Raw genomic sequence first — 23162 nt, 5'->3', positions numbered from 1 at the left:
CAAGCTTCCATCACGCGGCGCGGACCCGCGCATGTGCGGTCAGCAGGTCGCAGATCCGGTCCACCTCGGCGTCCGGGAGGTCCGGGTGGATCGGCAGGCACAGCACCTGGCGGGCGGCGGTGTGCGCCACCGGCAGGTTGTCCGGCGCGGCGGACGGAAAGCCGCGGTACATCGGGAACTCGCTGATCAGCGGGTAGAAGTAGCGTCGTACCAGGATGTTCTCGGCACGCAGCAGGTGGTACAGCTCGTCGCGCTGCAACGGGTAGTCGTCGCCGACCAGCACCGGGAAGTAGGCGTGGTTGTGGCGCACGTCCGATGGCCGGGACAGGCATTTCATGCCGGCGATCCCCGCCAGGCGGTGACGGTACAGCGCATCGATGGCCGCGCGTCGTTCCAGCGCCCGGTCGATGTGCTTGAGCTGGAGCAGGCCGAACGCGGCGCTGACCTCGTTCATCTTGCCGTTGATGCCGGGTGCCACCACGGTGGTCTCGTTGACGAAGCCGAAGTTCTTCAGGTGATCGATGCGCTGCTTGGTGCGGGCATCCGGGCAGATGATGGCGCCGCCTTCGAAGGTGTTGAACACCTTGGTGGCATGGAAGCTGAGCACCGACAGGTCGCCGTGCCGCAGTACGCTGCCACGGGTATCGCCGACGGCGAAGGCATGCGCGGCGTCGTAGATCACGCGTAGGTTGTAGTTGTCGGCGATGCGGCCGATGGCATCCACGTCACAGGGCGTGCCGTAGCAATGCACCGGCATGATGGCAGTGGTCTGCGGCGTGATCGCCGCCTCGATCCGGGCCGGATCCAGGTTGAAGGTGACCGGGTCCACGTCCACGAACACCGGCTTGATGCCATTCCACAGCAGCGAATGGCCGGTGGCCACGAACGAATACGGGGTGGTGATCACCTCGCCGGTGATGCGCAGCGACTGCAGCGCGGTGACCAGCGCCAGCGTGCCATTGGCGAACAGGGCGATGTGCTCGACCCCGAGGTAGGCACACAGGGCCTTTTCCAGCGCCTGGTGCATGCTGCCCCCGTTGGTCAGGATGCGGCTTTCCCAGATCCGTTCCAGGTAGGGAACGAATTCCTCCAGCGGGGGCAGCAGGGGGCTGGTGACCGGGATCGGCTTCTTGGTCGTCATCGCAGGTGGGCCCGGGGGCATGGCTTCGGCGGAGTGCCGGCGAGCAGGGACATGCAACTCCCGTGCCTGCGGGGGCGGCGCCGGTCAGTTGACGGCCAGTCCCATGCCACCGGCCTCGGCCGAGAACAGCAGGCTGCCCAGCGACGAGCGCAACGGGAGCGAGGCAGGCCATCCGGGCGGCACCATCGCCGGGCCGATCCGGTAGCGGCCGTGGATGCCGTCAGCGGTGCGATAGTGCAGGACCAGCCCGTACAGATTGCCGGGCTTCCAGTCCGGCGCCCGCATGTCCAGCCGATAGCGCCAGCGGTGCTCGGCGGTCCTGCCTTCGGGCTGGAACTCCCAACTGCCTTCGCCCTGGATCGCATGCAGCTCGAACCAGACCTGGCAACCGGCCATGATCCGGTCGTGCAGGTCCAGGGTCAGGTCCAGGCTGTCCTCGTCCAGCGAGATGTCCCGGAGGCTGAAGAAGCCGATGTTCGGGAACTCCAGGCGCATGGCACTGCGCGGCAGGGCGATCTCCGGGTTGTCCAGGAAGGGCTGCTTCCAATAGCAGGCACCCTCGATTTCCGCGATCCAGCCCCGTTCACTGGTCACGCCGAGCAGGAAGCACAGGGCTTCGACCTCGCCGCGCCTGATCAGCTCCAGGTAAAGGCAGCGCCTGGCACCGAGCGCCCTGCAGTCCAGCTCGCCATACAGCGCGAGTAGTTCCTGCATCTGCGCGATGAACACCTTGCGAAAGCTCGGAGACGCCACGATGCCAGGCGCGGCGTGCAGGGCACGCTGCAGGTTGGCCACGGCGATCGCGCGCCGGTAGCCGGCCGCTGCGGGAACGTCATCGAAATCATGCCACTCCAGCTTCATCGAGCGGATGCGGTCGATGAAGTTGTCGGCCTGGCGGATGTTCTGCGAAATGGACGCAATGGCGCCCTCGGGGCGCCGGCGCCAGTGGTACACCAGGTCCGGGATGATCACCGTACGCTGGCTGTACCAGTACGCGCGGTGGACGAACGGGCGGTCCGCGTAAAGCAGGCCCGGGACCATGCCCAGCCCGTTCTCCCGCAGGAAATCGGTACGGAACACCTTGTTCCAGTAGAAGCAGTCGTGGATGACGTCGGGGAATCCGTCCACCGAGTCGAAGCTGCGGCGCCGCGACCAGACATACGGCTCATACAGGAATGCCACCGACGAGAGCTTGCCATCCTGCAGTCGCGCCGCCCGGCCGATGACGATGTCGGCGTCGGCCTGCACGGCCTGTTCCATCAGCAGGCGGTAGCCATCGCGGGTGACCACGTCATCGGAGTCAACCAGCGCCACGTAACGACCACGCGCCAGCGACACGCCGAGGTTGCCTGAAACCGCGCCACCTTCGTTGTGTTTGCTGATGCAGCGGAAGTTCGGGTGGCGCGCCTCGTACTCCCGGCAGATCGCGAGGCTGTCGTCGGAGCTGGCATCATCGATGGCGATGACCTCGATGTTGCGATAGTCCTGTTCCAGCAGCGAATCAAGGCACTCCCGCAGGAACGGGGCGGTGTTGTAGACCAGCACCACGATCGACAGCAGCGGTGTGCCGTCGACGCGGGGCAGGGCGGCCTGAGTCATGCACGAACCTCCCTCAGTTGTTCCACTGCATCCACATCGAATACCGGGATGCCGCGCGTGGAAGCCACGTCGGCGCGCTCGCGGTAGGCGTCGTCGATGAAGATGGCGGACTCCCCTGGCGGGATCACGGCGCTCTTGGGCGAGCCATCGCGCAGGTGCACGATCCGCTCGAACAAGTCCGCGCAGATGCGATGCCGTGCGAGCGTCTGCACCGGCTCGGTGGCGTGCCGGGTCACCAGCACCACCGGGATTCCCCGCGTGTTCCATTGGTACAGCAGCGCCATCACCTGCGGCTCCGGCGCACCCCGCACCAGCAGGGTGTCGTCCAGGTCCAGGTAGACACGCTCATAGGCCAGCTCCGCCCGCCAGCGGTTGCCGAGCGCGCGGTCCATGACCAACGGGTAGTGCTGGGGCATGACCGTGAAGGGCTTTCCCAGGTAGGCGTAGATGCCCAGCAACGGATAGTTGATGCCACGCATGCGGTTCAATGCCATCGAGCCGGCGATGCGGGGGGCGACTTCCAGCAGCTTGGGCACGCCCTGCCGGTCACGTCGGGCCTGGAAGAACCAGGCGCCCTTCAGGCGCAGTTCCGCGGCGATGGCCAGTGCCATCGCCTCAAGCTCGGGGGCCGTGACCACCGGCTCGGTGCGCACGCTGATCCCGGATTTGACCCGCCCGCGTACCCGCGCAGCGGCATGCAGCAGGGTGCCGTCGGCGCTGGAGATGCAGTCCACGGTGTACTCGGTGCCGGGCAGGTATTCGCTGAACACGTACTCGATGCCACTGTCGGCCAGCAGCCGATGGCGTTCGTCGTTATCCACCCGCTCGGCGCCCTGGCTGCCCTGGCCGACTGCCGGCTTGGCGAAGATCGGGTAGTCGGCGCTGCCCAGTTCGACGCGGCGCGGCACGATGCCCAGGCCCTGCAGCCGCCCGTAGGTCAGGTTCTTGTTGCGGCAGATCGCTGCCATGGCCGGCTCGGGCACCATCGCCGGGGCATGCAGCCGCTGCTGGTTGTCGGCGAGCACGGGGATCACGCTGTCATGCGCCGGCACCACCAGGTCGATGCTCCATGCATCGATCAGTGCGTTGAGCTGGGAAACCAGCTCGGCCGAGTCGGCCTGTGCGGTGATCTGGTGGTACCGCGCATAGACGAACTCGCCATGGTCCGATACCGACGAAGTACCGTGCAGGCAGACGTCCTTGGCATGGCGCAGGGCGGCATGGATCTCCAGGCCGATCTCCGAGCCACAGGGGAAGACCAGCACGTTCACCGTCATGGCCGCGCTTCCTCGCAGGGCTGGGCCAGCAGGACGGCTTCCCAGCCCTGTGGCAGCTGCACCCACTTGAAGTTGAAGCGGTAGGGGATACCGAGTCCGGCGATGAAGCGGGGGATGGTCAGCACGTCGTCCCACTTGTGGTACAGGCACAGCGCCAGCTTGGGGCGGAACCGGCGGATGGTCTGCACGGCCCCCAGCAGCGCGGGGATCTCCGATCCCTCGATGTCCATCTTGATCAGGTCCACGCGGTGCAGCGCGTGCTGGGCGACATAGTCGTCCAGGGTGATGGTGGCGATGCGTTCGCCCGGGCCGTCCCCGGCACCGACCGATGTGGCACCTTGCAGCCTGGCCTGCCTGATCAGCAGCGAGCCATCGCTGTGGTCGGACAACGCCCGCTTGTTGAGCACGACCCGGTCGGCCACGCCGTTGAGGTGCAGGTTGTGCTCGAACAGGGCGATGTTCTCGTCCAGCAGCTCGAAGGCGTGCACTTGGCAATCGTTGCCGGTCTTGGCGCAGAACAGGACGGCGGTGTCGCCGATGAATCCGCCGGCATCGATGATGACCTCGCCCGGGCGGACGCGGAAATCCTCACTCTGGTACTGGTCGAACAGGATGTCGTGGATGCTCAATGCCCACGCATAGCTGGCCAGGCGGAAGTCATGGCCCTGCGGGCGCAGGTCCTGCAGCACGTACCGGCCGTCACCGATGGTGATCGGCGGGCGGGGCTCGGCGCGGATGCGATCGACCTCGGCGAGGTAGTGCGCCAGTTCCGCCGGGGCAACGCGGTCGATGCCGGCCCAGCGCTTGAGGAACCAGACCAGGAAGCGCTCCTGCTCGGGGGAGCTCAGCCGCTCGTACAGCAGCGTTGAGATCGCCTCGGCGTCCGCCAGATAGCGTTGGATCAGGCCTCGCAGGCGCGCATCGTCTTCCGCCGGGCCGTTGCCAGCCAGTGCCACCAGGTCGGACAGGAACCGGCTGGGTGATGGGAACGGGCCGAAGAACGCATCGACGACGCGCTCGGCGGCGCTGCCGTCGTTGAGCGCGCAGAAACGCTCCCGGAAGGCCGCGTAGCGGTCCGCGTGGCTAGCCTGGACGGCGGGCAGGTCCGCCAACAAGGCCACCAGCTCCTCGGTGCTGCGTGCGATTGGTCCGGGCAGGTCCTGGGCCATGTCCAGGTAGAAGCCGCGGACCTGTTCGGCGTAATGCTCCAGGTCGTAGCAATAGAACAGGATCGGCCGGCCAGTGGTGGCGTAGTCGAAGAAGATCGAGGAGTAGTCGGTGATCAGCACGTCGGCGATCGCGCACAGCTCGCTGGCATCGTCCACGTGCGATACATCGCGCACATTGGCCGGAAGCGTCAGGTCCTGCAGCCCCGTGCTGACCAGGTGGTGGCCGCGCAGCAGCAGGATCTGGTCCGGAGCCAGGGCCGCGGCGACCTTCGCCAGATCCAGTTGCAGGTCGAAATCGAACTGCCAATGCCCGACCTGCTGGCTGTCGCGCCAGGTGGGGGCATACAGCACGAAGCGATGACCGGACGGCAGCGCCAGCCGGGCGAGGGTGTCCTCCCGTGCGCTGACCGGTGCTGCCAGTGGATCGGCCACGGGGTAGCCGGCTTCCAGGATCGGGCCGTCGTAACGGAAGGCCCGCCGGAGCACATCGCTGGAATAGCGGTTCTCGCTCAACAGCAATGTCCAGGCACGGGATTCGCGGTACAGGTTGTCGCGTGCCTCCACTTCCGGCCCGGTCACCGTGATGTCGTAGCCCAGCCGCTTCAACGGCGTGCCGTGCCAGGTCTGCAGGTAGCGCGTCTGCGGCTTGCGCCCGTGCGCGGTGAACAGGATGTTGTTGACACGGTACTTGGCCTGCGCGAGCAGGCGGAGGTACTCGGCGGAGCCGCGGATCACCCGCTGCGGATTACCCGGGATCTGCTCGTCTCCGTTGTAGGCCCAGACGCAGCGCAGGTCCGGGCGCATCCGGCGCAGTGCCTCGTAGATGTAGCGGGGGTTGCCGGCGTATGCCCTGCCGAAGAAGCTCTCGAACAGGACCAGGTCCTCCTGCAGGGGCAGTTGCTCGAGCAGGGAGGGAAATGCAGCGCGCAGGTTCTCCGCTTCGACGGTCATCGCGTGCTGCTCCAGCGGTGCGGTGAACAAGGCCAGCGAGCTGGCGCTGTCGCTCAGGTAGGCCGACAGCCCATGGGCCTGCACGGCATCACGGAAAAAGTGGCGGTCCGCGCCATCAGCGGTGGTTCCGATCAATTGCTGGAACTGACCCGTATTGCCCACTTCGATCTGCACATCCCAGCGCTGGGGGGTGTCTTCCAGCAGCGCCGGGCCGGGCAAGCGCGTGCGCGCGGCATCGCCTTCGAGCAGGACGTCCAGCGGCACGCAGCGCTTGCCGTCACGGCGGCGCAGGCGAAGGGCGCTGATGCCACGCGGGGCCGGCTGCAGGTGGAGCCACAGGTCGCGGCCCTCGCCGGCGAGGGCGTGGATATGGAAGACAGGCAGCATCAGCGCACTCCGGCGAGCAGGGCAGTGGCCTGCGGTGCATTGTCGGCAGGTGGTGGGTCCAAGCCATCCAGGCGGATGCGTGCCTTGAGGGCGGAGCTGGAGATGTCCTCGGTGCGCGGCAGATAGCGGACCTGGCAATGGCGGGCCAGCGCATCGAAGTGCCCGGTCCAGTCCGAGCCCATCACCAGGATGTCCGCGCCGTAACGCTGGATGTCGGTGGCCTTCTGCTCCCAACTGTCCTCGGGGAAGACATCGTCGACATAGCGGATCGCACGCAGCACGGCCTCGCGGTCGGCGTAGCACTGGGTTGCGGTTTTGCGCTTGATGGCGTTGAACCGGTCCGAGGACAGGCCGACCAGCAAGTGGTCGCCCAGCTCGCGGGCACGACGCAACAGGTTCACGTGCCCCACGTGCAGAAGATCGAACGTCCCGTAGGTCAGAACAAGCGCCATGATGTGCGATTCCAGATGGCCATGATTGCCTTGTGACAGGCAAGATCCGTGCCGTGGGCCTCAATCGCGGGTGGCGTTCCAGTAGGCAGAGCGGGGGACGCTGTCCCCATCGGGCTTGTAGGGCGGCTGCGCCATCGACAGGTGCGGACGTTCCCAGGCGACGTCGCGACGCACCACCCGTGCCGGTGTACCCACGGCCACGCAGTTGTTCGGGATGGGCCCGGTGACCACGCTGTCCATGCCGATCACGCTGCCATCGCCGATCCGTGCACCGCCCAGGCAGCACACTCCGAACGCCAGCCAGACATGGGCGCCGATGACGATGTCCTCGACCGGGTTGATGCGCAGGCCGGTGTGGATATCGAAGATGGGGTGGGCATCGTCACCGCGCAGCTGTACTTCCGAGGCCAGCATGCAGTCGTCCCCCACCGTCACCCGGCCGCCTTCGCTGGTGGCGATGAAGGTCCGCGCCGTGGTGGTCACCCCGGCACCGATGGTGATGACGCAATCCTCACCGAGGCGGATGAGCGCGGACAGGCTGCCGGCGGGGCCGGCGGCGCCGATCCGGCAGTGTGCATTGGAGCCGTGGAACTCGACGGCGGTGTTCACCAGGCGCGCGCGCGGGTCGATTTCCAGCGTGCAGTTGTGGCCTTTGAACACGGTGGTCAGGCTGTTCAGCCCGACCGGCGCGATGACGCGGTTGCCACGTTCATCGCGCAGCTCACTGCGTTCGGGCGCGGCGAGTGTTGCTTGCCTGGAATCCATCACGATCAGTCTGCTACCTGTTCCCGCTCGATCCCGTACTTGCGCAGCTTCTCCACCAGGGTGGTGCGGCGCAGGCCCAGCAGCTGGGCGGCATGGGCGACCACGCCCTGGGTGCGTTCCAGCGCCTCGTTGATCAGGGTCAGCTCGATGCCGGCCATGTGGTCGCGCAGGTCCAGCCCCTCGCTGGGCAGGCTGGCCGGCTTGAACGCCGCCGCCTTGGCCTGCGTGGCGGTCGGCGCACGGGCTGCCGCCAGCACCGCCTGTACCGCCGGCTCATCGACCGGATTGGCCGAGGCCGCCATGGTGCCGTCGCCGCGGTAGCGGCTGGGCAGGTCCTGCACGCGCACCAGCCCGCCCGGGTGCAGGACCGCCAGGCGCTCGACCAGGTTGGTCAGTTCGCGCACGTTGCCCGGCCAGGGATAACCGGCCAGCGCCAGCAGGGCCTCGTCGGCGAAACGGACTTCGCCGCGGCCGGTGCGGGCCAGCTGGGCCGCGATGGTCTGCACCAGTGCCGGGATGTCGGCGGTACGCTCGCGCAACGCGGGCACGTCGATCGGGAACACGTTCAGGCGGTAGAACAGGTCCTCGCGGAACTTGCCTTCGCTGATGCGCGTTTCCAGGTCACGGTGGGTCGCGGCGATCACCCGCACGTTGCAGCGGATGGTCTGGTTGCCACCGACACGCTCGAAGCTGCGCTCCTGCAGCACGCGCAGCAGCTTGACCTGCATCGGCAGGCTCATGTCGCCGATCTCGTCCAGCAGCAAGGTGCCACCCTCGGCCATCTCGAAGCGGCCCTTGCGCGCGGTCAGCGCACCGGTGAAGGCACCTTTCTCGTGGCCGAACAGCTCGCTTTCGAGCAGGTCCGGCGGGATCGCGCCGCAGTTGATCGCCACGAACGGCCCATCACGGCGCGGTGAGCGCTGGTGGATGGAGCGCGAGACCACTTCCTTGCCGGTACCCGATTCGCCCAGCACCAGTACGGTGGTGTCGAAGTTGGCGACCTGCTCGATCAGCTGGCGCAGCTCGGTCACGGCCGGGCTGGTGCCGGTCGGGCCGTTGTCGTCGATGGCGCTGGATTGGTGCTCGGTGTCCAGCCGCTTGAGGCTGGCACGGCGCAGCAGGGCTTCCACCTGCGCCAAGCGCATCGGCTGTTCCAGCGGCCAGACATTGGCTTCGTGCAGGCCGTAGTGGCGCGAGAACGCCAGTGGGTCACCTTCGCCCAACAGGACCGGCGGCGGCAGCGGCGCGGCGGCCAGCCAGTTGAAGAAGCCGGCGGCCAGGTCGGCGTCTTCCAGCGTGCCGACCACCACGGCCATCCAGTCATTGCTGCGGTGGCGGCTGGTGTCGATGTCCTGCGCGTCGCTGACCCAGCGCGGGGTGAAGTCCATGAACTCCAGCAGGGACAGGGTCCGCTCGGCGCGAACCGCGTCGGCATCGATGACGAGGATGCGTGACTCACTCATCGCCTTGCTCCTTGAGGGCCTCCAGGATCGGCATGACTTCCTGGATGTAAGAGAGTTTGCTGACGAAGTTGTCGGCGCCGGCGCGCAGGGCGTGCTCGCGGTGCTCGGAATCGTCGAAGTGGCTGGCGATGACGATGTACGGCGCGTCATCCTGGGTCTTGATCAGGCGCGTGGCCTGCAGCCCGCCCATCTCCGGCATGGCCAGGTCCATCAGCACCACGCGCGGGCGCAGCGCCTCGGAGCGTTCGATGGCCTGCAGGCCGTTGGCGGCGCTGCCGATCACTTCCAGCCATTCGATGCGGCGGAAGTGGCGCATGGCGGCGTTGATGAAGCCTTCGTGGTCATCAACCAGCAGTACGGTGAGCTTGCTCATGGAATTCCTTTGTTCAGCCCACGCGGGCCAGCAGCGGCTTGGTGCCCTGGCGGCGGCGTTCGCGTGCCGGGGCGATGTCGAGTTGTTCGCGGTATTTTGCGACGGTACGACGTGCGATGTTTACCCCCTGGCGCGAGAGCAGGCCCGCGATGGCCTCGTCGGCCAGCGGCCGGCCGGCCGGCTCGGCGTCGATCAGGCGCTTGACCATGGCCTTGACCGCCTGCCCGGAGACGCTGGCGCCCTCCAGGCGGACGGCGAAGAAATGCTTCAGTTCGAAGGTGCCGCGCGGCGTCTGCAGGTACTTGCCGGAAGTGATGCGCGAGACCGTGGACTCGTGCATGCCGATGCTGTCGGCCACTTCCTTCAGGGTCAGTGGCGCCATTGCTTCATCGCCCTGGACCAGGAACGCGGCCTGGCGCTCGACGATCACCCGGGCGGTGCGGATCAGGGTGTCGTAGCGCATGGACAGGCCGCGGGTCAGCCAGCGGGCTTCCTGCAGCATGTCGCGCAAGGGCTGCGCGGCCTCGCTGCCGTTGTCGGCCAAGGCGCGTTCGTAGCCGGCGTTGATGGCGATGCGCGGGGTGGTGGCGGGGTTCAGCGCGACGCGCCATTGCCCGTCCGCGTGCCAGGCCACCACGTCGGGGAGGATGGCCGCGTCCTGCTGCGGCTGCAGGCTGTCCCCCGGCCGCGGTTGCAGCGACAGGATCAGCCGGAACGCCTCGAGGACGTCGTCCTGCTCGGCATCGAGTACGACGGCCAGGGCGGCGTAGTCATGGTTGGCCAGCAGTTGCAGGTCGGCATCGAGCAGGCGCGCGGCCAGGTGGCGCGCCGGCACCACGCCGGGCAGCGCCGCCAACTGTGCTAGCAGGCACTCGCGCAGGTCGGTCGCGGCCATGCCGGCCGGCTCGCCGTGCAGCAGGCGCTGGCGCACGGCTTCCACGTCGCTGGCGGTGCGGTCCAGGCGCGCACTGGCCAGGCGGGTCAGCTCGGCCAGGGTGCCTTGCAGGTAGCCGGCGTCATCGCAGTGCTCCAGCCAGAAGCTGGCGATGGCCAGGTCGGATGCGTCCAGCTCCAGGGCCAGTGCATTGAGCACGCGCAGCTGCGGGTCGGTGGACTCACCGGCGGCGATGCGCGCCATGCGGTCATCCTCGCCGTCATTCCAGCCGCCGCCGGCCACGTCCCACATCGAGCTCTCCGGCAGTTCGTCGAACGCGGCCGTTTCCACCTGCGCGTCGTTGCCATTGGCCGTGGCCGGGCTCTCTTCCTGCTCGTCCTGCAGCTCCAGCAACGGATTGCTTTCCAGCGCCTGGCGGACTTCCAGCTCCAGCTGCATGCCATTGAGCTGCAACAGGCGGATCGACTGCAGCAGGGCAGGCGTGAGGTGGAGCTGCTGGCCCAACTGGGCAGAGAGTGTGGCTTTCATGCGATTCCCCGGCGGCGCTGTGTGAAGGCCGCGTTGTGGAACGCATCTTGCGTGGCGGAGTGCCGACGCTGAAATCAGGGAAGCCCTGAGGGCTGTCCTGATTAACCCCACTTTGTGTAGGGGAAGACCTTACAAATCGTCATTTTTCTGGCGCGACGAGCCGCGGAATTCCGGATAGGTCATTGATTCTTATCGAAGTGCCAGTAAGTGGCGACGGAAATTCGAATCTGTGACAACGAACATGCTCGGTCAGTGACCTGACGTCAGCCAAGATCCTTCTCGTGCCGCACGGCGAACAGCAACAGGTCATTCGCGCGCCGGCAGCCCAGCGCTTCCATCATGCGGGCGCGGTGGGTCTCCACCGTCTTGACGCTGATGCCCAGCTCGGCGGCGATCTCCTTGGTGGTCTGGGCACTGCCCAGCCGACGCAGGATCTGCTTCTGCCGTGGCGACAGCGTGGCGATGCCCGTGGGCCGCTCGCGGTTGATCAGCGGGGCCAGCATCTTGGCCGAGATGTGCGGGCTCAGGAACACCTGTCCGGCGTGCGCGGCGCGCAGTGCCAGCTCCAGTTCGGCCGGAGCGGCGTCCTTGACCACGAAGCCGACCGCACCGCGGTCCAGGGCGTCGCGGACGTGGCCGGCATCGTCGTGCATGGACATCATCACCACCCGCGCCTGCGGCTGGCGGGCACGGATGTCACTGAGGGCTTCCAGACCGGTACGGCCCGGCAGCGACAGGTCCATCAGGATCAGGTCGGGAACGTGCAGCAGGGCCAGGTCCAGGGCCTGCGCGGCGTCGCTGGCTTCGGCGACCACCTGCACGCCTTCGAAGCTCTGCAGCAGCCGGTTCAGTCCCGCCCGGACCAGGGTGTGGTCATCGACAATGAGAACGCGCACGTGGAACGGTCTTCCCCCTATAAGTCCCTCACCTTAGCCGAGCGCGACGTGTGACGCCAGTCAACTAAAGGAGGGCAATCAACGATTGCGGCGGCTGTCGGCGATCTGCCGCCGATGCAGGCGGAACAGGTGCCGTTCGACCGCTGCGTTCAGGTTGTCGCCCAGGCCGGTGAAGCCCAGCCACAACCGGCTGCCGCCCTCATGGGGGGCCTCGGCCAGCACGGTGGCGGGCAGTTCGATGTGGTCGGGCAGCCAGTCGGCCGGCTGCAGCTGGATCACCCCGGCGCTGCCGGGTGCCAGTGCGGTGGTTTGCCCGAGATCCAGGCGCAGGCCATGCCGTGACCAGCGCACCGCCCGGACTGGCAGGGCCGGGTTGGCCTGCTGCAGCAGGCGGCCGAGCAGGACCAGGGCCAGGTCCATGCGGGCCTCCAGGCGCTGCAGCTGCGCGCTGGTGTCGCTGCGCTCGTCGCCGTCGTCGCTGCTGCGCGAATCCTCGACCAGCGCGACGCTGCGCAGCAGCATCTCCGAGGTGCCCGGACGGGCGACGCGTGCTCCGGCCGTGAACTGCACCGGCAGGACGACATCGCAGCTGAGCGTATCGTCGAACAGGGTGCCTTCGGCAGCGGCGGCGCCGTCGTGGCTCATGCCAGCGTACCGGCCTGCAGGTAGGCGTTCGCCGCGCGGGTGGATTGCCGCTCGGCACGCAGGTACTGGGCCGCTTCATCGCGCAGCTGGCGCATGCGCGTGGTCAGCGAGAGCTGCTGTTCGAGCAGGTTCTGCAGCGCCTGCGGAGCACTGTGGGCGCCATGGGCGTGGAGGTAGTCGCGCACGCGCTGGTCGTGTTCGCCGACGATGCGCTCGGTGGTGGCATGGTCCTCGGCCTCGATCGCGTTCTTGATCAGGTCCAGGTCCACGTGCAGCGCCTGCAGCAGGGCGCTCGCGTCGTTGTTCATGGCATCAGGCTCCATGTGCGGTGGGCAGGGTGCGCTGTTCCTGGGGAATGGCGTTCCATGCGCTCTCGATCTCGCCGATCAACGACAGCGACTCCTGCAGCGGTACCGCGTCGTTGTTGAGGTTGGCTTCGGTCAGGCGCTGCATGACGTAGTCGTACAGGGCCGACAGGTTGCCGGCGATCTCGCCGCCGGCTTCGTGGTCCAGCGAACCATTCAGGTGCCCGATGATCGCACAGGCTTCACCGATCGCCTTGCCTTTCAATGCCTGGTCGCCGTTGGCCAGGCAGGCTTCGGCGCGACGGATGCGCTCGCCCGCGCCTTCAAGCAGCAGGGCGACAAGGCGGTGCGGGTCCGCGTCGACGACGCGGCTGGTGACGCCGACCTTGCGGTACTGCTCGGCATAGTGGCGGTTGGCACCGTACATGGGGTTCTCCTTGGGGCTTCGTCATGGCCGGGCCGGCGCTGGCGAAAAGTGGTCGTATTGGTGTGCGTGGGGAAGGGCGCTGCCGGCCGGTCAGCTCTTCTTGTTGAGCGCGCTGATCTGCTGGCTGAGGTAATCGCTGGTGCTCTGCATCTTCGCCACCACCGTGTCCATGGCGGTGAACTGGGCGGTATACCGCGCGGAGACCTTTTCCATCCGCGCATCCAGGTCGTCCAGGTCCTTCTCCAGCTTGCTGATCTGCTTGGTCAGCGAGTTGGTGCGCAGGGTCAACGTGCCGTTGCTGCCCAGGTTGGTCTTGAGCATGGCGCTTAAGCTGGAGGTGAACGAGCCGTCGCTGCCCAGCAGCTTGCGGGCGGCGGACGGGTCCTCGGCGACCTTGGCGTCGAACGTGGTGGTGCTGAAGGCCAGGGTGCCGTCCTTGTTGACGGTCACGCCCAGGGCCTTGAGGTCGAGCATGCTGGCGCTGGCTTCGCCGCGCAGCTGCTGCTGCAGGCCGCGTACCAGCGAGTCACCGGTCAGCGCGGAGGCCTTGTCGTTGGTGGCGTCGTAGGCGCTGCTGCTCTTGAGCAGGCCGACCGTGGTGTTGTACGCGGCAACGAAGGCCTGGGTGTTGATCTTCAGGCCGGAGTTGTCCGCAGCCACCGTCAGCGTGCGCTTGGTGCCTTCCTCGGCCTTGTTCAGGGTGAGCGTGACGCCCGGCAGCAGGTCGGTGATGGTGTTGCTGCTGGACTCGCGCTCGAAGCCGTCCACCCGCACCAGTGCGTTGGCCGGTGCGATGTTCTCGGTCATGCCGCCGCTGGTGCCATCCCAGGTCAGTGCCGACAGGCCGCCGTTGCCGCCGCTGGCGGTGACCGTCAGTGCGCCTTCGGTGCCGCCGTTGACCGCGTTCATCACCAGGTGCTGGCCGTCGTTGGCGGTGATGATGGTGGCGTTGACCCCCTTGCCGCCAGCGGCCTTGTTGATGGCGGCGGCGATCTGCGTCAGCGTGCTGCCCTCGGCGATGTCCACGTCCAGCGTTTCTTCGCCCCAGGCGAACGTCAGCTTTCCGTCGCCCACCTTGGCATCGGCGCCGAACGCGCCGGAGCTGAGCTTCTGGCTCTGCGCCAGCCGCACCACTTCGACCTCGTAGGTGCCGGCGGTGGCGCTGGTCTTGCCGTTGGAGTCGGTCACCACCGTGGCGCTGAAGCTGGTGGCGGTGTCGCTGATGCTGGTCTTGTAGGCGCCGTTGGTGGCGCTCTTGGCCATCGCTTCCAGCGCCGACTGCAGGCTGCTCAGCGAGTTCTTGATGTTGCCCAGCGCCGACAGCTGGGTGGTCGCCTTCGTGCCCTGGTTGTTGATGCGGGTCTCGGCCGGCTTGCGCTCGGCAGCCACGAGCTGGGCGACGAGGGTCGGGATGTCCAGTCCGGAGCCGACGGCAGCGAGGGATGAGGAGGCCATGTAGTTTCCTTGGTCGTGGCGTGCGGACGCCCGTACAGGCATCCTCGGTATCGGCACGCCCGGGCCGTTTCTTTAGGCGGGCGCGCGCAGGGCTCCCCGTGTGGATGCAAGTGGCGTGCCGTTGCCGCAGGCCGGCCCCAGGCGCCGCCAACGCACAAACCCCCGCCTTGCGGCGGGGGTCTGCGTTGTTGCTGCCTCCGGTGCCGCCTTGCGGCGGCACCGGCGGGGATCAGCCCAGCAGGCTCAGCACGTTCTGGGTGGAGCTGTTGGCCTGGGAGAGCATCGCGGTGCCGGCCTGCTGCAGGATCTGCGTGCGGGTCAGCTCGGCGGTTTCCTTGGCGTAGTCGGTGTCGCGGATGCGGCTGCGCGAGGCCGACAGGTTTTCCGAGGTGGTGGACAGGTTGGAGATGGTCGAGCTGAAGCGGTTCTGGATCGCACCCATGTCGGCGCGCGAGCTGTTGACCGCGGTCAGGGCCTTGTCGACCACTTCCAGCGCCTGCTGGGCACCGATGAAGGTGGAGATGTCCAGGGTGCCGGCGACCTTCTGGCTGGACACGGCGGTGGCGTCCTGGGCGGTGAAGGCGGTGCCGCCGGAGGTCAGGCCGGTCGTCTGGCCGGTGGTGGCCGGGCTGATGGTGCCGAAGGTGAAGCCGGTGGTGAACTGGTTGCCCTTGACCGCCTTCAGGCTGATCGCGCCGTTGCTGTCGACTTCGGCGTAGACGCCGCTCTGGTCCATCTTGTCGTTGATGGCGGCAGCCACCTTCTTGTTGATGGAGGTGGTGCTTTCACCGGCTTCGAACTTCACGTCCTCGATGGTGATGTCCTTGGCGCTGCTCGCGCCAACGGCCTGCACGCTGACCTTGATGCCGGAGATCTTGCCCGCGGCGGTGGCGGCGGCGCCGGAGGCAACCACGCTGACGGCGGTGGTGTCGGCGGCGAAGTTCATCTTGCCCAGGGTGTCGATGTTCGAGTCGACGATGCTGTTGATGCCGATGGTCTGGCCGGAGTCGGCGCCGACCTGGAACAGCGCGCCGGAGAAGCTGCCGTCCAGCAGCTTGGTGCCGTTGAAGTTGGTCTGGTTGGCGACGCGGTCGATTTCCTTCAGCAGCTGGTTCACTTCCGAATTCAGCGCTTCGCGGTCGGTGGTCGAGTTGGTGGCATTGGACGACTGCACGGCCAGCTCGCGGATACGCTGCAGGTTGTTGCCGATCTCGACCATCGCGCCTTCGGCGGTCTGGGCCAGCGAGATGCCGTCGTTGGCGTTGCGGGTGGCAACGTCCAGGCCGCGGATCTGGGTGGTGAAGCGCTCGGAGATCGCCAGGCCGGCGGCGTCGTCCTTGGCGCTGTTGATGCGCAGGCCCGAGGACAGGCGCTGAATCGAGGTGGCCAGGCTGGTGCCGCTGGTGTTCAGGTTGCGCTGAGCATTGAGCGACATGATGTTGGTGTTGATGACTTGTGCCATGATTCGGATTCCTTTTTGGCGTTTGATCCGGCAGCTCAACCTGACCGGTACTGGATGCAGTGGGGGTGGCGTAGGGCGCCGCAGTACCGCTGCTGATATCAATAACGGCACACACCCCGGCAGCTTTAGGCCCCGACGACAAGGTTTTTTTTCCGCCGGGCAGGGCGCCGGAAAAGCAGCCGGCAGCGCCGGCAAGCGGGTGCCCCGGCATGGTCGCCCCCAACGAAAAGGCCCCGGCATGCCGGGGCCTTTTCTGTTTGCCTCGCTGCAACGGTTACTGCTGCAGCAGGCTCAGCACGCTCTGCGGCTGCTGGTTGGCCTGTGCCAGCATGGCGGTACCGGCCTGCTGCAGGATCTGCGTGCGGGTCAGCTCGGCGGTTTCCTTGGCGTAATCGGTGTCGCGGATGCGGCTGCGCGAGGCCGACAGGTTTTCCGAGGTGGTGGTGAGGTTGGCGATGGTGGAGGTGAAGCGGTTCTGGATCGCGCCCATCTCCGCACGCGAGTTGCTGACCGCGGTCAGGGCCTTGTCGACGATCTCCAGTGCGCGCTGCGCGCCGGTGAAGTCGCGGATGTCCAGGTCCTCGGCATGCTGGGTGGACATGGTGGTCGGCACCGTCAAGGCACCGCCGGTGTAGGTCAGGCCGGTGCCGCCGGTCAGCGTGCCGAGGTTGGCGGCGGTGATGGTCTGGCCGGCCTTGAGCGACTGGAAGGTGAGCTCGCCGGTGGTGCCGTCCACCGAGGCGTACAGGCCGGTCTGGTCCAGCTTGTCGTTGATGGCCTGGGTGAGCTTGCGGTTGATGTCGGCGGCGGTGTCACCCACGTCGACCTTGATGTCGTCGATCTTGATCTGGGTGGCGCTGCTGGCACCGGCGGCCTGGACGCTGATGGTGATCCCGGAGACCTTGCCGACGGCGGTGCCGGAGGCGGCCGAGGGCACCGCGCCGATGCCGGTCATGTCACCGGCGAAGCCGGCCGTGCCGATGGTGTCGGTGTTGACGTCGACGATGCTGTTGATGCCGATGGTCTGGCCGGCGTCGGCGCCGACCTGGAACAGGGCCCCGGCGAAGCTGCCATCCAGCAGCTTGGTGCCGTTGAAGTTGGTCTGGTTGGCGACGCGGTCGACCTCCGAGAGCAGCTGGCGCACTTCGGCGTTCAGCGCTTCGCGGTCGGTATCGGAGTTGGTGGCGTTGGCCGACTGCACGGCCAGCTCGCGGATGCGCTGCAGGTTGTTGCCGATCTCCACCATCGCGCCTTCGGCGGTCTGGGCCAGCGAGATGCCGTCATTGGCATTGCGCACGGCCACGTCCAGGCCACGGATCTGGGTGGTGAAGCGCTCGGAGATGGCCAGGCCGGCCGCATCATCCTTTGCACTGTTGATGCGCAGGCCCGAGGACAGGCGCTGGATGCTGGTCGCCAGGCTGGTGCCGCTGGTGTTCAGGTTGCGCTGGGCGTTCAGCGACATGATGTTGGTGTTGATGACTTGTGCCATGGGACTTCTCCGTTGTGTTCTATGCCTGCATCAGGCGATGCGGTGATTCGGTTTGGCAGTGCGGCTGCCGTCAGGTGGGTCAGCGGATCATGTTGAACAGCGACATCGACTGCATCTGGGTGAAGATGGTCTGGGCCGCCTGGAGCGCCGCACCCTCGAGCTTGTATTGCCCGATGGCCTCGGCGTAATCGACGTCGCGCAACTGCGACAGCGAGCTTTTCAGGGTGACGGTGTTGGCCTCGCGCAGCGAGGCGGCGTCGTCGATGGTCTTCAGCTGCGCGCCGCCGGCGGCGCGTGCATCGATCATCAACTCGGCCGCGCGCGAGACATCACGCAGGCTCGCCTGCAGCCCGTTCTGCTGCGCGGTACGGCCGGCTTCGGTGGACACGTCCATGTCCAGTGCCTGCACCAGCCGGTCGATGGTGGAGAACACGTCGCGGCTCTGGGCCTGCCCGGCGCTGAACTCGTCGCCCGCCGCCGGCTCGCCCTCGATGCGCATGCGCAGCCCCCCGAAGGTGATGTCGTCGCCGCTGGTGTACGTGCCGGTGCTGACCACGGTGTTGCTCGCGTCGACGATCTCGTAGCTGTCGGCGGCGGTGAAGCGAACGGTATAGCTGCTGCCGTCCCAACTGCCGGAACCGTCGCGGCTCAGGTCGGTGAGCACGCCCTTGCCGGTGTTGGTGGCCGCAGCGCTGCCGTCGACCGTCCCATCGCCGGTGCGGATGCGCAGGAAGATCTCGCTGCCGGGCTGCGCGTCGCTGACGAACGTGCCCGGCGCCACTTCGACCTTGCGCTGGATCTGGTCGCCGTTGTAGGTGACCACGCCATTGCTGAGCGTGAACGGGGCATCGCCATCGGAGGCCCCGCCGAACAGGTAGCGGCCATTGCCGTCGGTGGTGTTGGCCAGCGCCAGCATCTGTTGCTTGATCGACTTCAGCTCGCTGGAGACAGCCTTGCGGTCATCGCTGGACAGCGAGGCGTTGTTGGCCTGGATGGTCAGGTCGGAGACGCGCTGCAGCAGTTCGCCGGCCTGGGCCAGGGCGTTCTCCTGCAGGCCCAGCCGGTTCTGGACGGTGTTGGCGTTGGCGCCGAGCTTTTCCAGTTCGGCCAGCATGCGGTCCATGCCGACCGCGGTACCGGCGCCGACCGGGTCGTCCTTGGCGGTGACGATCTTGCTGCCGGTGGAGAGCTGCTGCTCCAGGTGCGACAGCTTGCTCTGCTTGGATTGCATCAGCGCCACCGAGCGGTCGTAGATCATGCTGCTGGAGATGCGGGTATTCATCAGCCCACCGCCCTGAGGATTGTCTGGAACATGTTTTCTGCCGTGGAGATCAGCTGCGAAGCAGCCTGGTAAGCCTGTTGCAGGCGGAGCATGTCGGCCGCTTCCTCATCCAGGTTCACCCCGGACACCGAGTCGCGCGCGGCCTGCGCGTTGTCGTTGATGACCTGCTGGGCCTGCAGCGAGTATTCGGCCGAACGTGCCGCCGCACCGACCTGGGTGGTCAGGCCACCGAGGGCGCCGTTGAGGGTGACGGTGCCGCCGCTGAGCGCCTTGGCATCCTCCACGCCGGCCAGGCGCGAGGCGTTGCCGTTGTCACTGGAGCCGGGGCCGGTCTTGCCGATGGTGAAGGTGTCGCCAGCGGCGGGCTTGCCGTCCAGCACCAGGCTCCAGCCGTTCGCGCTGATGGCCTGGCCTGGCGTGTAGGTGAAGGGACCGGCGCCGTCGATGGTGTACTGGTTGGCGTCGATGAACTCGATGCTGGCGGGGTTGAGCAGGGCCGGGTCGGAGGCGTCGAGCACATCCAGCTTGCCCAGCACGCCGGTGCCGGTGTTGGCCAGGTCCGCTCCGGCCTTGACCGGGTTGGCCGCGGCGATGCGCGAGGGATCGGTGATGGCCACCGATAAGCCGGTGATCGCCGCGCCGGTGGGCTGCAGCAGGAAGCGATCATTCAATCCCGGGGTACCGCCCACCTCGAAGCGCACGCCATTGACAACGAACGGGTCGGCGGCGGTGCCGGTGCCGGTCATGGCGACGCTGGCACCGGTGTCGGCGCGGGTGGCCTCCCAACCGGTGCCGTTGTACTTGAGCAGGATGTTCTGGCCATCCAGGGCGGCCAGGTCGCCATAACTGGCGGTCAGGGTGGCGCTGCCGGTATTGCCGCTGTGCGCGCTCACCTTGGGCGTGCCCAGGTTGAAGAAGTCCGTGCCCATGTCCCCGTACAGGTCCATGCCCTCGGCGTGGGCCTGGTTGAACGTGATGGCCATGCCGACGGCGATCCTGCCCAGTTCATTCTGGGCAGGGGTGAGGACGCGGTCGCGGAACTCGAGCATGCCGCCGATCTGGCCACCGAGCGCATTGCCATCCAGCACGATGGTCATGCCCTGGGTCTTGATCGCCAGCTGCAGGCGCTCGGGCTGGTAGGGGTCGGCTGCGGTGGTGATCTGCGAGGCGGTCGAGCCGACCACCAGCGCCTGGCCACCGGCCGAATAGACATTGGTGATGCCGCCATCCTGGATCACCGCCGTACCCCCGGTGTAGCCGACCAGCTGGGTGATCAGCTGGTCGCGGCGGTCCAGCAGGTCCGGCGCGGCGGCATTGCCCTTGCTGCCGATCGCACCATTGAGCTGGGCGATCTCGGCGGCCAGCCGGTTGACCTCGGTGGTCGCGGCCAGCAGCCCGTTGTTCACCTCGCTGTTGAGGCTGTCCAGGCTGTTGTTGAGCTGCTTGAAGCGATCGACCAGGGTGGACGCGCTGTCGAGCATGTCGCGGCGTTCGGTGGTGGCCGCAGCGTTGGAGGACAGGCCGTTGACGGCATCGAAGAACTTGGACCAGACCCCGGTGACGTTGGTTGCGGTATCGGAGAGCAGCGCATCGACGCGATCGGACAGCGTGGACAGCTTTTCCAGCCGCGCCAGTTCGCCGCTGCTGTCCAGCAGCCGCGAGATGGCGAGCTGGTCGGCGACGCGACGGATGTCCACGATGCGGGTACCGGTGCCCACATCGCCATAGCCGACGTTGACCGAGGGCGCCGTGGCGAAGTCCACGGTCTGCCGGCTGTATCCGTCGGTCTTGATGTTGGCGACGTTGTTGCTGACCGTTGCCAGGGCGCGCTGGAACGCGATCAGGGCACTGGTGCTGGTGGAAAGAACACTGGACATGGACGTCTATCTCAACGACGGGTGAGGCCGGTCAACCCGGCGGCGGAAGCGAGGGTCTGGCCGAAGCGGTTGCCGACCTCGGCAATCGCACCGACCGCGCGGTCGATGGTCGGGCCGGCGGCAATGGCGGCGATCTTGGCGGCGTAGGACGGGTCGGTCGCATAACCGGCACGCTGCAAGCCCTGTGCAAAACCACGCACGTCGCTGCCGGCCTTCAACGCGGCCTGGTAGCGCGGGCTGTTCTTCAGCATTCGCACGTAGTCGTTGAAGCTGTCGGCCACCGAGCCATAGGCACGGAAGCTGGCGCGTTCGGAGCGGCGCTGTCCGTCCACGTACTCATGCGTGCCGGCGCTGGCACGCTCACCGCTCCAGCCGGTGGCCTTGATCCCGAACAGGTTGTGGCTGCTCTGGCCGTTCTCCCGCTTGATGTGGCGCTTGCCCCAGCCGGTCTCCAATGCCGCCTGAGCGACCAGGGCGCGTGGGTTCACGCCCAGCTCCTGCGCGGCACGCTGCGCGTGCGGCCAGATGCTGGCGACGAACCCTTCCGGCGTATGCGTGCCCAGGCTGCTGGCGGCCAGGTTGGCCTGCGTCGTGTCCACGGCGTCACCGCGTTCGGCGGCGGTCACCGCGCTCCAGCGGTCATCGGCGATTGTCCATTCGGCCTGCGCCGGCATGCCGCTGCCGTCGTACGGATGGGCGCTGCCCAACGCTGCGTGCAGCTCGCCGGTGTCACGCCCGGCGATCAGGTCCAACGCCTGCGATTGCGGGGCAAGATAGGCGGCGCGTTCGCTGGCGTCGAGCGCGGCGAACGGGTCTTCGCCGGGGCCGGGCTGCAAGGGCAGGGCAGGCGGGCGGATGTCCGGTGCGGCCAACTGGTAGGCGCGTGCCGCCGCGGCAGGCGTGATCGCCGGATCCACCGGCGCCGCGGTGGCCTGCTGTCCGCCGCCCAACTGCCTTGCGATCATCGCCGACAGGCCCAGGCCGCGCCCCCGCGTCATCGCCTCGGCGATGCGCTGGTCGTACATCTCGCGGAACATCTGGTTCTCGCCGGGGAACAGCGAGTCGCCGAAGCTGGCCTCGCGCATGCTCTTGATCAACATCTGCGCGAACTGGCCTTCCAGCTGGCGCGCGACCTTGTCGATCTTGGCCGGATCGTTGGCCGTGGCCGGGTTCAGCTCGAACGGCGCAGGAGCGATACGCATGTCAGATGACCTCGAGATCGGCGCTCAATGCACCGGCCTGCTTGAGGGCTTCCAGGATGGCGATCAGGTCACCCGGTGCCGCACCCACCTCGTTCACGGCTCGCACGATTTCGTCCAGCGTCGCGCCGCCGTCGAAGCGGAACATGCGGCTGCCTTCGTTGCTGGCGGTGATGGTCGATTGCGGGCTGGCGACGGTCTGGCCGTTGCCGAACGCATTGGGCTGGCTGACCTGGGTCGATTCGCTGACGGTCACCGTCAAGGAACCGTGCGAGATCGCCGCCGGGCTGACGCGCACCTGCGAGCCGATGACCACGGTGCCGGTGCGGGAGTTGACCACTACGCGCGCCGGCGCGGTGCCGGGCGACAGTTCCACGTTCTCGATGCGCGCCAGCATGCCGATGCGCGCGCCCGGATCGGTAGGGGCCTGCACCGCCACGGTGACGCCGTCGACCGCGCGCGCCGCGCCTTCGCCAAAGGTGGCGTTCAAGGCGCTGACCATGCGCGAGACGGTGGTGAAATCGTTCTGGTGCAGGTTCAGGGTGATCTCCCCGGAAGCACCGAACACATCGGGCAGGGCGCGTTCGACCGTGGCGCCGTTGGGCACGCGCCCAACGCTGGGAATGTTCACCGACACGCGTGAGCCGTCCTTGCCCTGTGCGCCGAAGCCGCCCACCACCAGGTTGCCCTGCGCGATCGCATAGACCTGGCCGTCGGCACCCTTCAGCGGCGCCATCAGCAGCGAGCCACCACGCAGGGAGACCGCGTTGCCCACCGAGGACACGGTGATGTCGATGGTCTGGCCGGGCTTGGCGAACGGCGGCAGTTCGGCGTGGATCGCCACCGCGGCGACGTTCTTCAACTGCGGGTTGACGTTGGCCGGCACGTTGACGCCCAGCTCGCCCAGCAGGTTCTTCAGGCTCTGCACGGTGAACGGGGCCTGGCTGGTGCGGTCGCCGCTGCCGTCCAGGCCGACGACCAGGCCGTAGCCGACCAGGGCATTGCCGCGCACGCCGCCGACCTGCGCCAGGTCCTTGATGCGTTCGGCGTGGGCGGGCAGGGCACAGCCCACCACCAGGGTGAGGAGCAGGCAACGGAAGAGGGAAACGGTTCGCATGGTCATGC

At 67.4% G+C, this 23162-nt stretch carries 20 protein-coding genes; all 20 read right to left on the bottom strand.

The genetic code is table 11. The features are described 5' to 3' along the window. Nucleotides 1–10: 10 nt before the first annotated feature. Nucleotides 11–1141 (bottom strand): DegT/DnrJ/EryC1/StrS family aminotransferase, encoded by a 1131-nt coding sequence (locus ACIPR8_RS17355; RefSeq protein ID WP_446541826.1) that lies wholly within the window; start codon nt 1139–1141, stop codon nt 11–13. An 84-nt stretch (nt 1142–1225) separates the two neighbouring features. Further along, nucleotides 1226–2740: a glycosyltransferase family 2 protein gene (locus tag ACIPR8_RS17350; protein WP_446541825.1), complete on the bottom strand. Its 1515-nt coding sequence runs from the start codon at nt 2738–2740 to the stop codon at nt 1226–1228. Continuing rightward, nucleotides 2737–4017 (bottom strand): ATP-grasp domain-containing protein, encoded by a 1281-nt coding sequence (locus tag ACIPR8_RS17345; RefSeq protein ID WP_446541824.1) that lies wholly within the window; start codon nt 4015–4017, stop codon nt 2737–2739. The genes ACIPR8_RS17350 and ACIPR8_RS17345 overlap by 4 nt, the downstream gene beginning before the upstream one ends. Continuing rightward, the gene (locus tag ACIPR8_RS17340; RefSeq protein WP_446541823.1) at nt 4014–6524 is read right to left on the bottom strand and encodes an FkbM family methyltransferase; all 2511 of its coding nucleotides are present in this window, start codon (nt 6522–6524) and stop codon (nt 4014–4016) included. The genes ACIPR8_RS17345 and ACIPR8_RS17340 overlap by 4 nt, the downstream gene beginning before the upstream one ends. After that, nucleotides 6524–6976: an adenylyltransferase/cytidyltransferase family protein gene (locus ACIPR8_RS17335; protein ID WP_192285823.1), complete on the bottom strand. Its 453-nt coding sequence runs from the start codon at nt 6974–6976 to the stop codon at nt 6524–6526. The genes ACIPR8_RS17340 and ACIPR8_RS17335 overlap by 1 nt, the downstream gene beginning before the upstream one ends. Before the next feature lie 60 nt (nt 6977–7036). After that, complete coding sequence (locus ACIPR8_RS17330; protein ID WP_313255944.1) at nt 7037–7741, bottom strand: acyltransferase; 705 nt, start codon at nt 7739–7741, stop codon at nt 7037–7039. Between the two features lie 5 nt (nt 7742–7746). Continuing rightward, complete coding sequence (locus ACIPR8_RS17325; protein WP_446541822.1) at nt 7747–9204, bottom strand: sigma-54 dependent transcriptional regulator; 1458 nt, start codon at nt 9202–9204, stop codon at nt 7747–7749. After that, nucleotides 9197–9577, bottom strand: a complete 381-nt coding sequence (locus tag ACIPR8_RS17320; RefSeq protein ID WP_192285818.1) for a response regulator — start codon at nt 9575–9577, stop codon at nt 9197–9199. The genes ACIPR8_RS17325 and ACIPR8_RS17320 overlap by 8 nt, the downstream gene beginning before the upstream one ends. A 13-nt stretch (nt 9578–9590) precedes the next feature. Continuing rightward, nucleotides 9591–11000 carry an RNA polymerase factor sigma-54 gene (gene rpoN / locus ACIPR8_RS17315; RefSeq protein WP_446541821.1) on the bottom strand — a complete coding sequence of 470 codons (1410 nt, stop codon included), beginning with the start codon at nt 10998–11000 and terminating at the stop codon, nt 9591–9593. A gap of 263 nt (nt 11001–11263) precedes the next feature. Further along, nucleotides 11264–11896, bottom strand: a complete 633-nt coding sequence (locus ACIPR8_RS17310) for a response regulator (protein ID WP_446541820.1) — start codon at nt 11894–11896, stop codon at nt 11264–11266. 78 nt (nt 11897–11974) lie between these two features. After that, on the bottom strand, nt 11975–12541 hold the full coding sequence (locus tag ACIPR8_RS17305; protein WP_446541819.1) for a PilZ domain-containing protein: 567 nt from the start codon (nt 12539–12541) through the stop codon (nt 11975–11977). After that, nucleotides 12538–12849, bottom strand: a complete 312-nt coding sequence (locus tag ACIPR8_RS17300; protein WP_192285813.1) for a hypothetical protein — start codon at nt 12847–12849, stop codon at nt 12538–12540. Before ACIPR8_RS17300 ends, ACIPR8_RS17305 begins: the two co-directional genes overlap by 4 nt. Nucleotides 12850–12853: 4 nt before the next feature. After that, nucleotides 12854–13273, bottom strand: coding sequence for a flagellar export chaperone FliS (fliS, locus tag ACIPR8_RS17295; protein WP_323439068.1), 420 nt, complete (start codon nt 13271–13273; stop codon nt 12854–12856). 90 nt (nt 13274–13363) lie between these two features. Beyond that, a complete protein-coding gene (fliD, locus tag ACIPR8_RS17290; RefSeq protein WP_323439069.1) occupies nt 13364–14728 on the bottom strand; it encodes a flagellar filament capping protein FliD in 1365 nt (454 codons plus the stop codon). A gap of 229 nt (nt 14729–14957) precedes the next feature. Then, nucleotides 14958–16190: a flagellin gene (locus tag ACIPR8_RS17285; protein WP_192285809.1), complete on the bottom strand. Its 1233-nt coding sequence runs from the start codon at nt 16188–16190 to the stop codon at nt 14958–14960. 274 nt (nt 16191–16464) lie between these two features. Then, entirely contained in the window at nt 16465–17679 is a 1215-nt protein-coding gene (locus ACIPR8_RS17280; RefSeq protein WP_132863483.1) for a flagellin, read from the bottom strand. Between the two features lie 79 nt (nt 17680–17758). Next, entirely contained in the window at nt 17759–18961 is a 1203-nt protein-coding gene (gene flgL, locus ACIPR8_RS17275) for a flagellar hook-associated protein FlgL (RefSeq protein WP_446541818.1), read from the bottom strand. Further along, on the bottom strand, nt 18961–20838 hold the full coding sequence (flgK, locus tag ACIPR8_RS17270; protein ID WP_446541817.1) for a flagellar hook-associated protein FlgK: 1878 nt from the start codon (nt 20836–20838) through the stop codon (nt 18961–18963). The genes flgL and flgK overlap by 1 nt, the downstream gene beginning before the upstream one ends. A gap of 11 nt (nt 20839–20849) precedes the next feature. Beyond that, the gene (gene flgJ, locus ACIPR8_RS17265; protein WP_446541816.1) at nt 20850–22040 is read right to left on the bottom strand and encodes a flagellar assembly peptidoglycan hydrolase FlgJ; all 1191 of its coding nucleotides are present in this window, start codon (nt 22038–22040) and stop codon (nt 20850–20852) included. 1 nt (nt 22041) lies between these two features. Then, nucleotides 22042–23154, bottom strand: coding sequence for a flagellar basal body P-ring protein FlgI (locus tag ACIPR8_RS17260; RefSeq protein ID WP_225591547.1), 1113 nt, complete (start codon nt 23152–23154; stop codon nt 22042–22044). Nucleotides 23155–23162 lie beyond the last annotated feature (8 nt).

The organism is Stenotrophomonas sp. LARHCG68 (assembly GCF_052871705.1).
The sequence above is the reverse complement of the archived record's forward strand: the minus strand, read 5'-3'. Positions and strand labels throughout refer to the sequence as shown.

Coding starts and splice junctions, on each gene's coding strand:
- ACIPR8_RS17320 (WP_192285818.1), bottom strand. CDS start 9,577: ATGAGCAAGCTCACCGTACTGCTGGTTGATGACCACGAAGGCTTCATC.
- ACIPR8_RS17305 (WP_446541819.1), bottom strand. CDS start 12,541: ATGAGCCACGACGGCGCCGCCGCTGCCGAAGGCACCCTGTTCGACGAT.
- rpoN (WP_446541821.1), bottom strand. CDS start 11,000: ATGAAAGCCACACTCTCTGCCCAGTTGGGCCAGCAGCTCCACCTCACG.
- ACIPR8_RS17355 (WP_446541826.1), bottom strand. CDS start 1,141: ATGACGACCAAGAAGCCGATCCCGGTCACCAGCCCCCTGCTGCCCCCG.
- ACIPR8_RS17335 (WP_192285823.1), bottom strand. CDS start 6,976: ATGGCGCTTGTTCTGACCTACGGGACGTTCGATCTTCTGCACGTGGGG.
- flgK (WP_446541817.1), bottom strand. CDS start 20,838: ATGTCCAGTGTTCTTTCCACCAGCACCAGTGCCCTGATCGCGTTCCAG.
- ACIPR8_RS17325 (WP_446541822.1), bottom strand. CDS start 9,204: ATGAGTGAGTCACGCATCCTCGTCATCGATGCCGACGCGGTTCGCGCC.
- fliS (WP_323439068.1), bottom strand. CDS start 13,273: ATGTACGGTGCCAACCGCCACTATGCCGAGCAGTACCGCAAGGTCGGC.
- ACIPR8_RS17280 (WP_132863483.1), bottom strand. CDS start 17,679: ATGGCACAAGTCATCAACACCAACATCATGTCGCTGAACGCCCAGCGC.
- ACIPR8_RS17300 (WP_192285813.1), bottom strand. CDS start 12,849: ATGAACAACGACGCGAGCGCCCTGCTGCAGGCGCTGCACGTGGACCTG.
- ACIPR8_RS17330 (WP_313255944.1), bottom strand. CDS start 7,741: ATGGATTCCAGGCAAGCAACACTCGCCGCGCCCGAACGCAGTGAGCTG.
- ACIPR8_RS17350 (WP_446541825.1), bottom strand. CDS start 2,740: ATGACTCAGGCCGCCCTGCCCCGCGTCGACGGCACACCGCTGCTGTCG.
- ACIPR8_RS17285 (WP_192285809.1), bottom strand. CDS start 16,190: ATGGCACAAGTCATCAACACCAACATCATGTCGCTCAATGCTCAGCGC.
- flgL (WP_446541818.1), bottom strand. CDS start 18,961: ATGAATACCCGCATCTCCAGCAGCATGATCTACGACCGCTCGGTGGCG.
- ACIPR8_RS17345 (WP_446541824.1), bottom strand. CDS start 4,017: ATGACGGTGAACGTGCTGGTCTTCCCCTGTGGCTCGGAGATCGGCCTG.
- ACIPR8_RS17340 (WP_446541823.1), bottom strand. CDS start 6,524: ATGCTGCCTGTCTTCCATATCCACGCCCTCGCCGGCGAGGGCCGCGAC.
- ACIPR8_RS17260 (WP_225591547.1), bottom strand. CDS start 23,154: ATGCGAACCGTTTCCCTCTTCCGTTGCCTGCTCCTCACCCTGGTGGTG.
- fliD (WP_323439069.1), bottom strand. CDS start 14,728: ATGGCCTCCTCATCCCTCGCTGCCGTCGGCTCCGGACTGGACATCCCG.
- flgJ (WP_446541816.1), bottom strand. CDS start 22,040: ATGCGTATCGCTCCTGCGCCGTTCGAGCTGAACCCGGCCACGGCCAAC.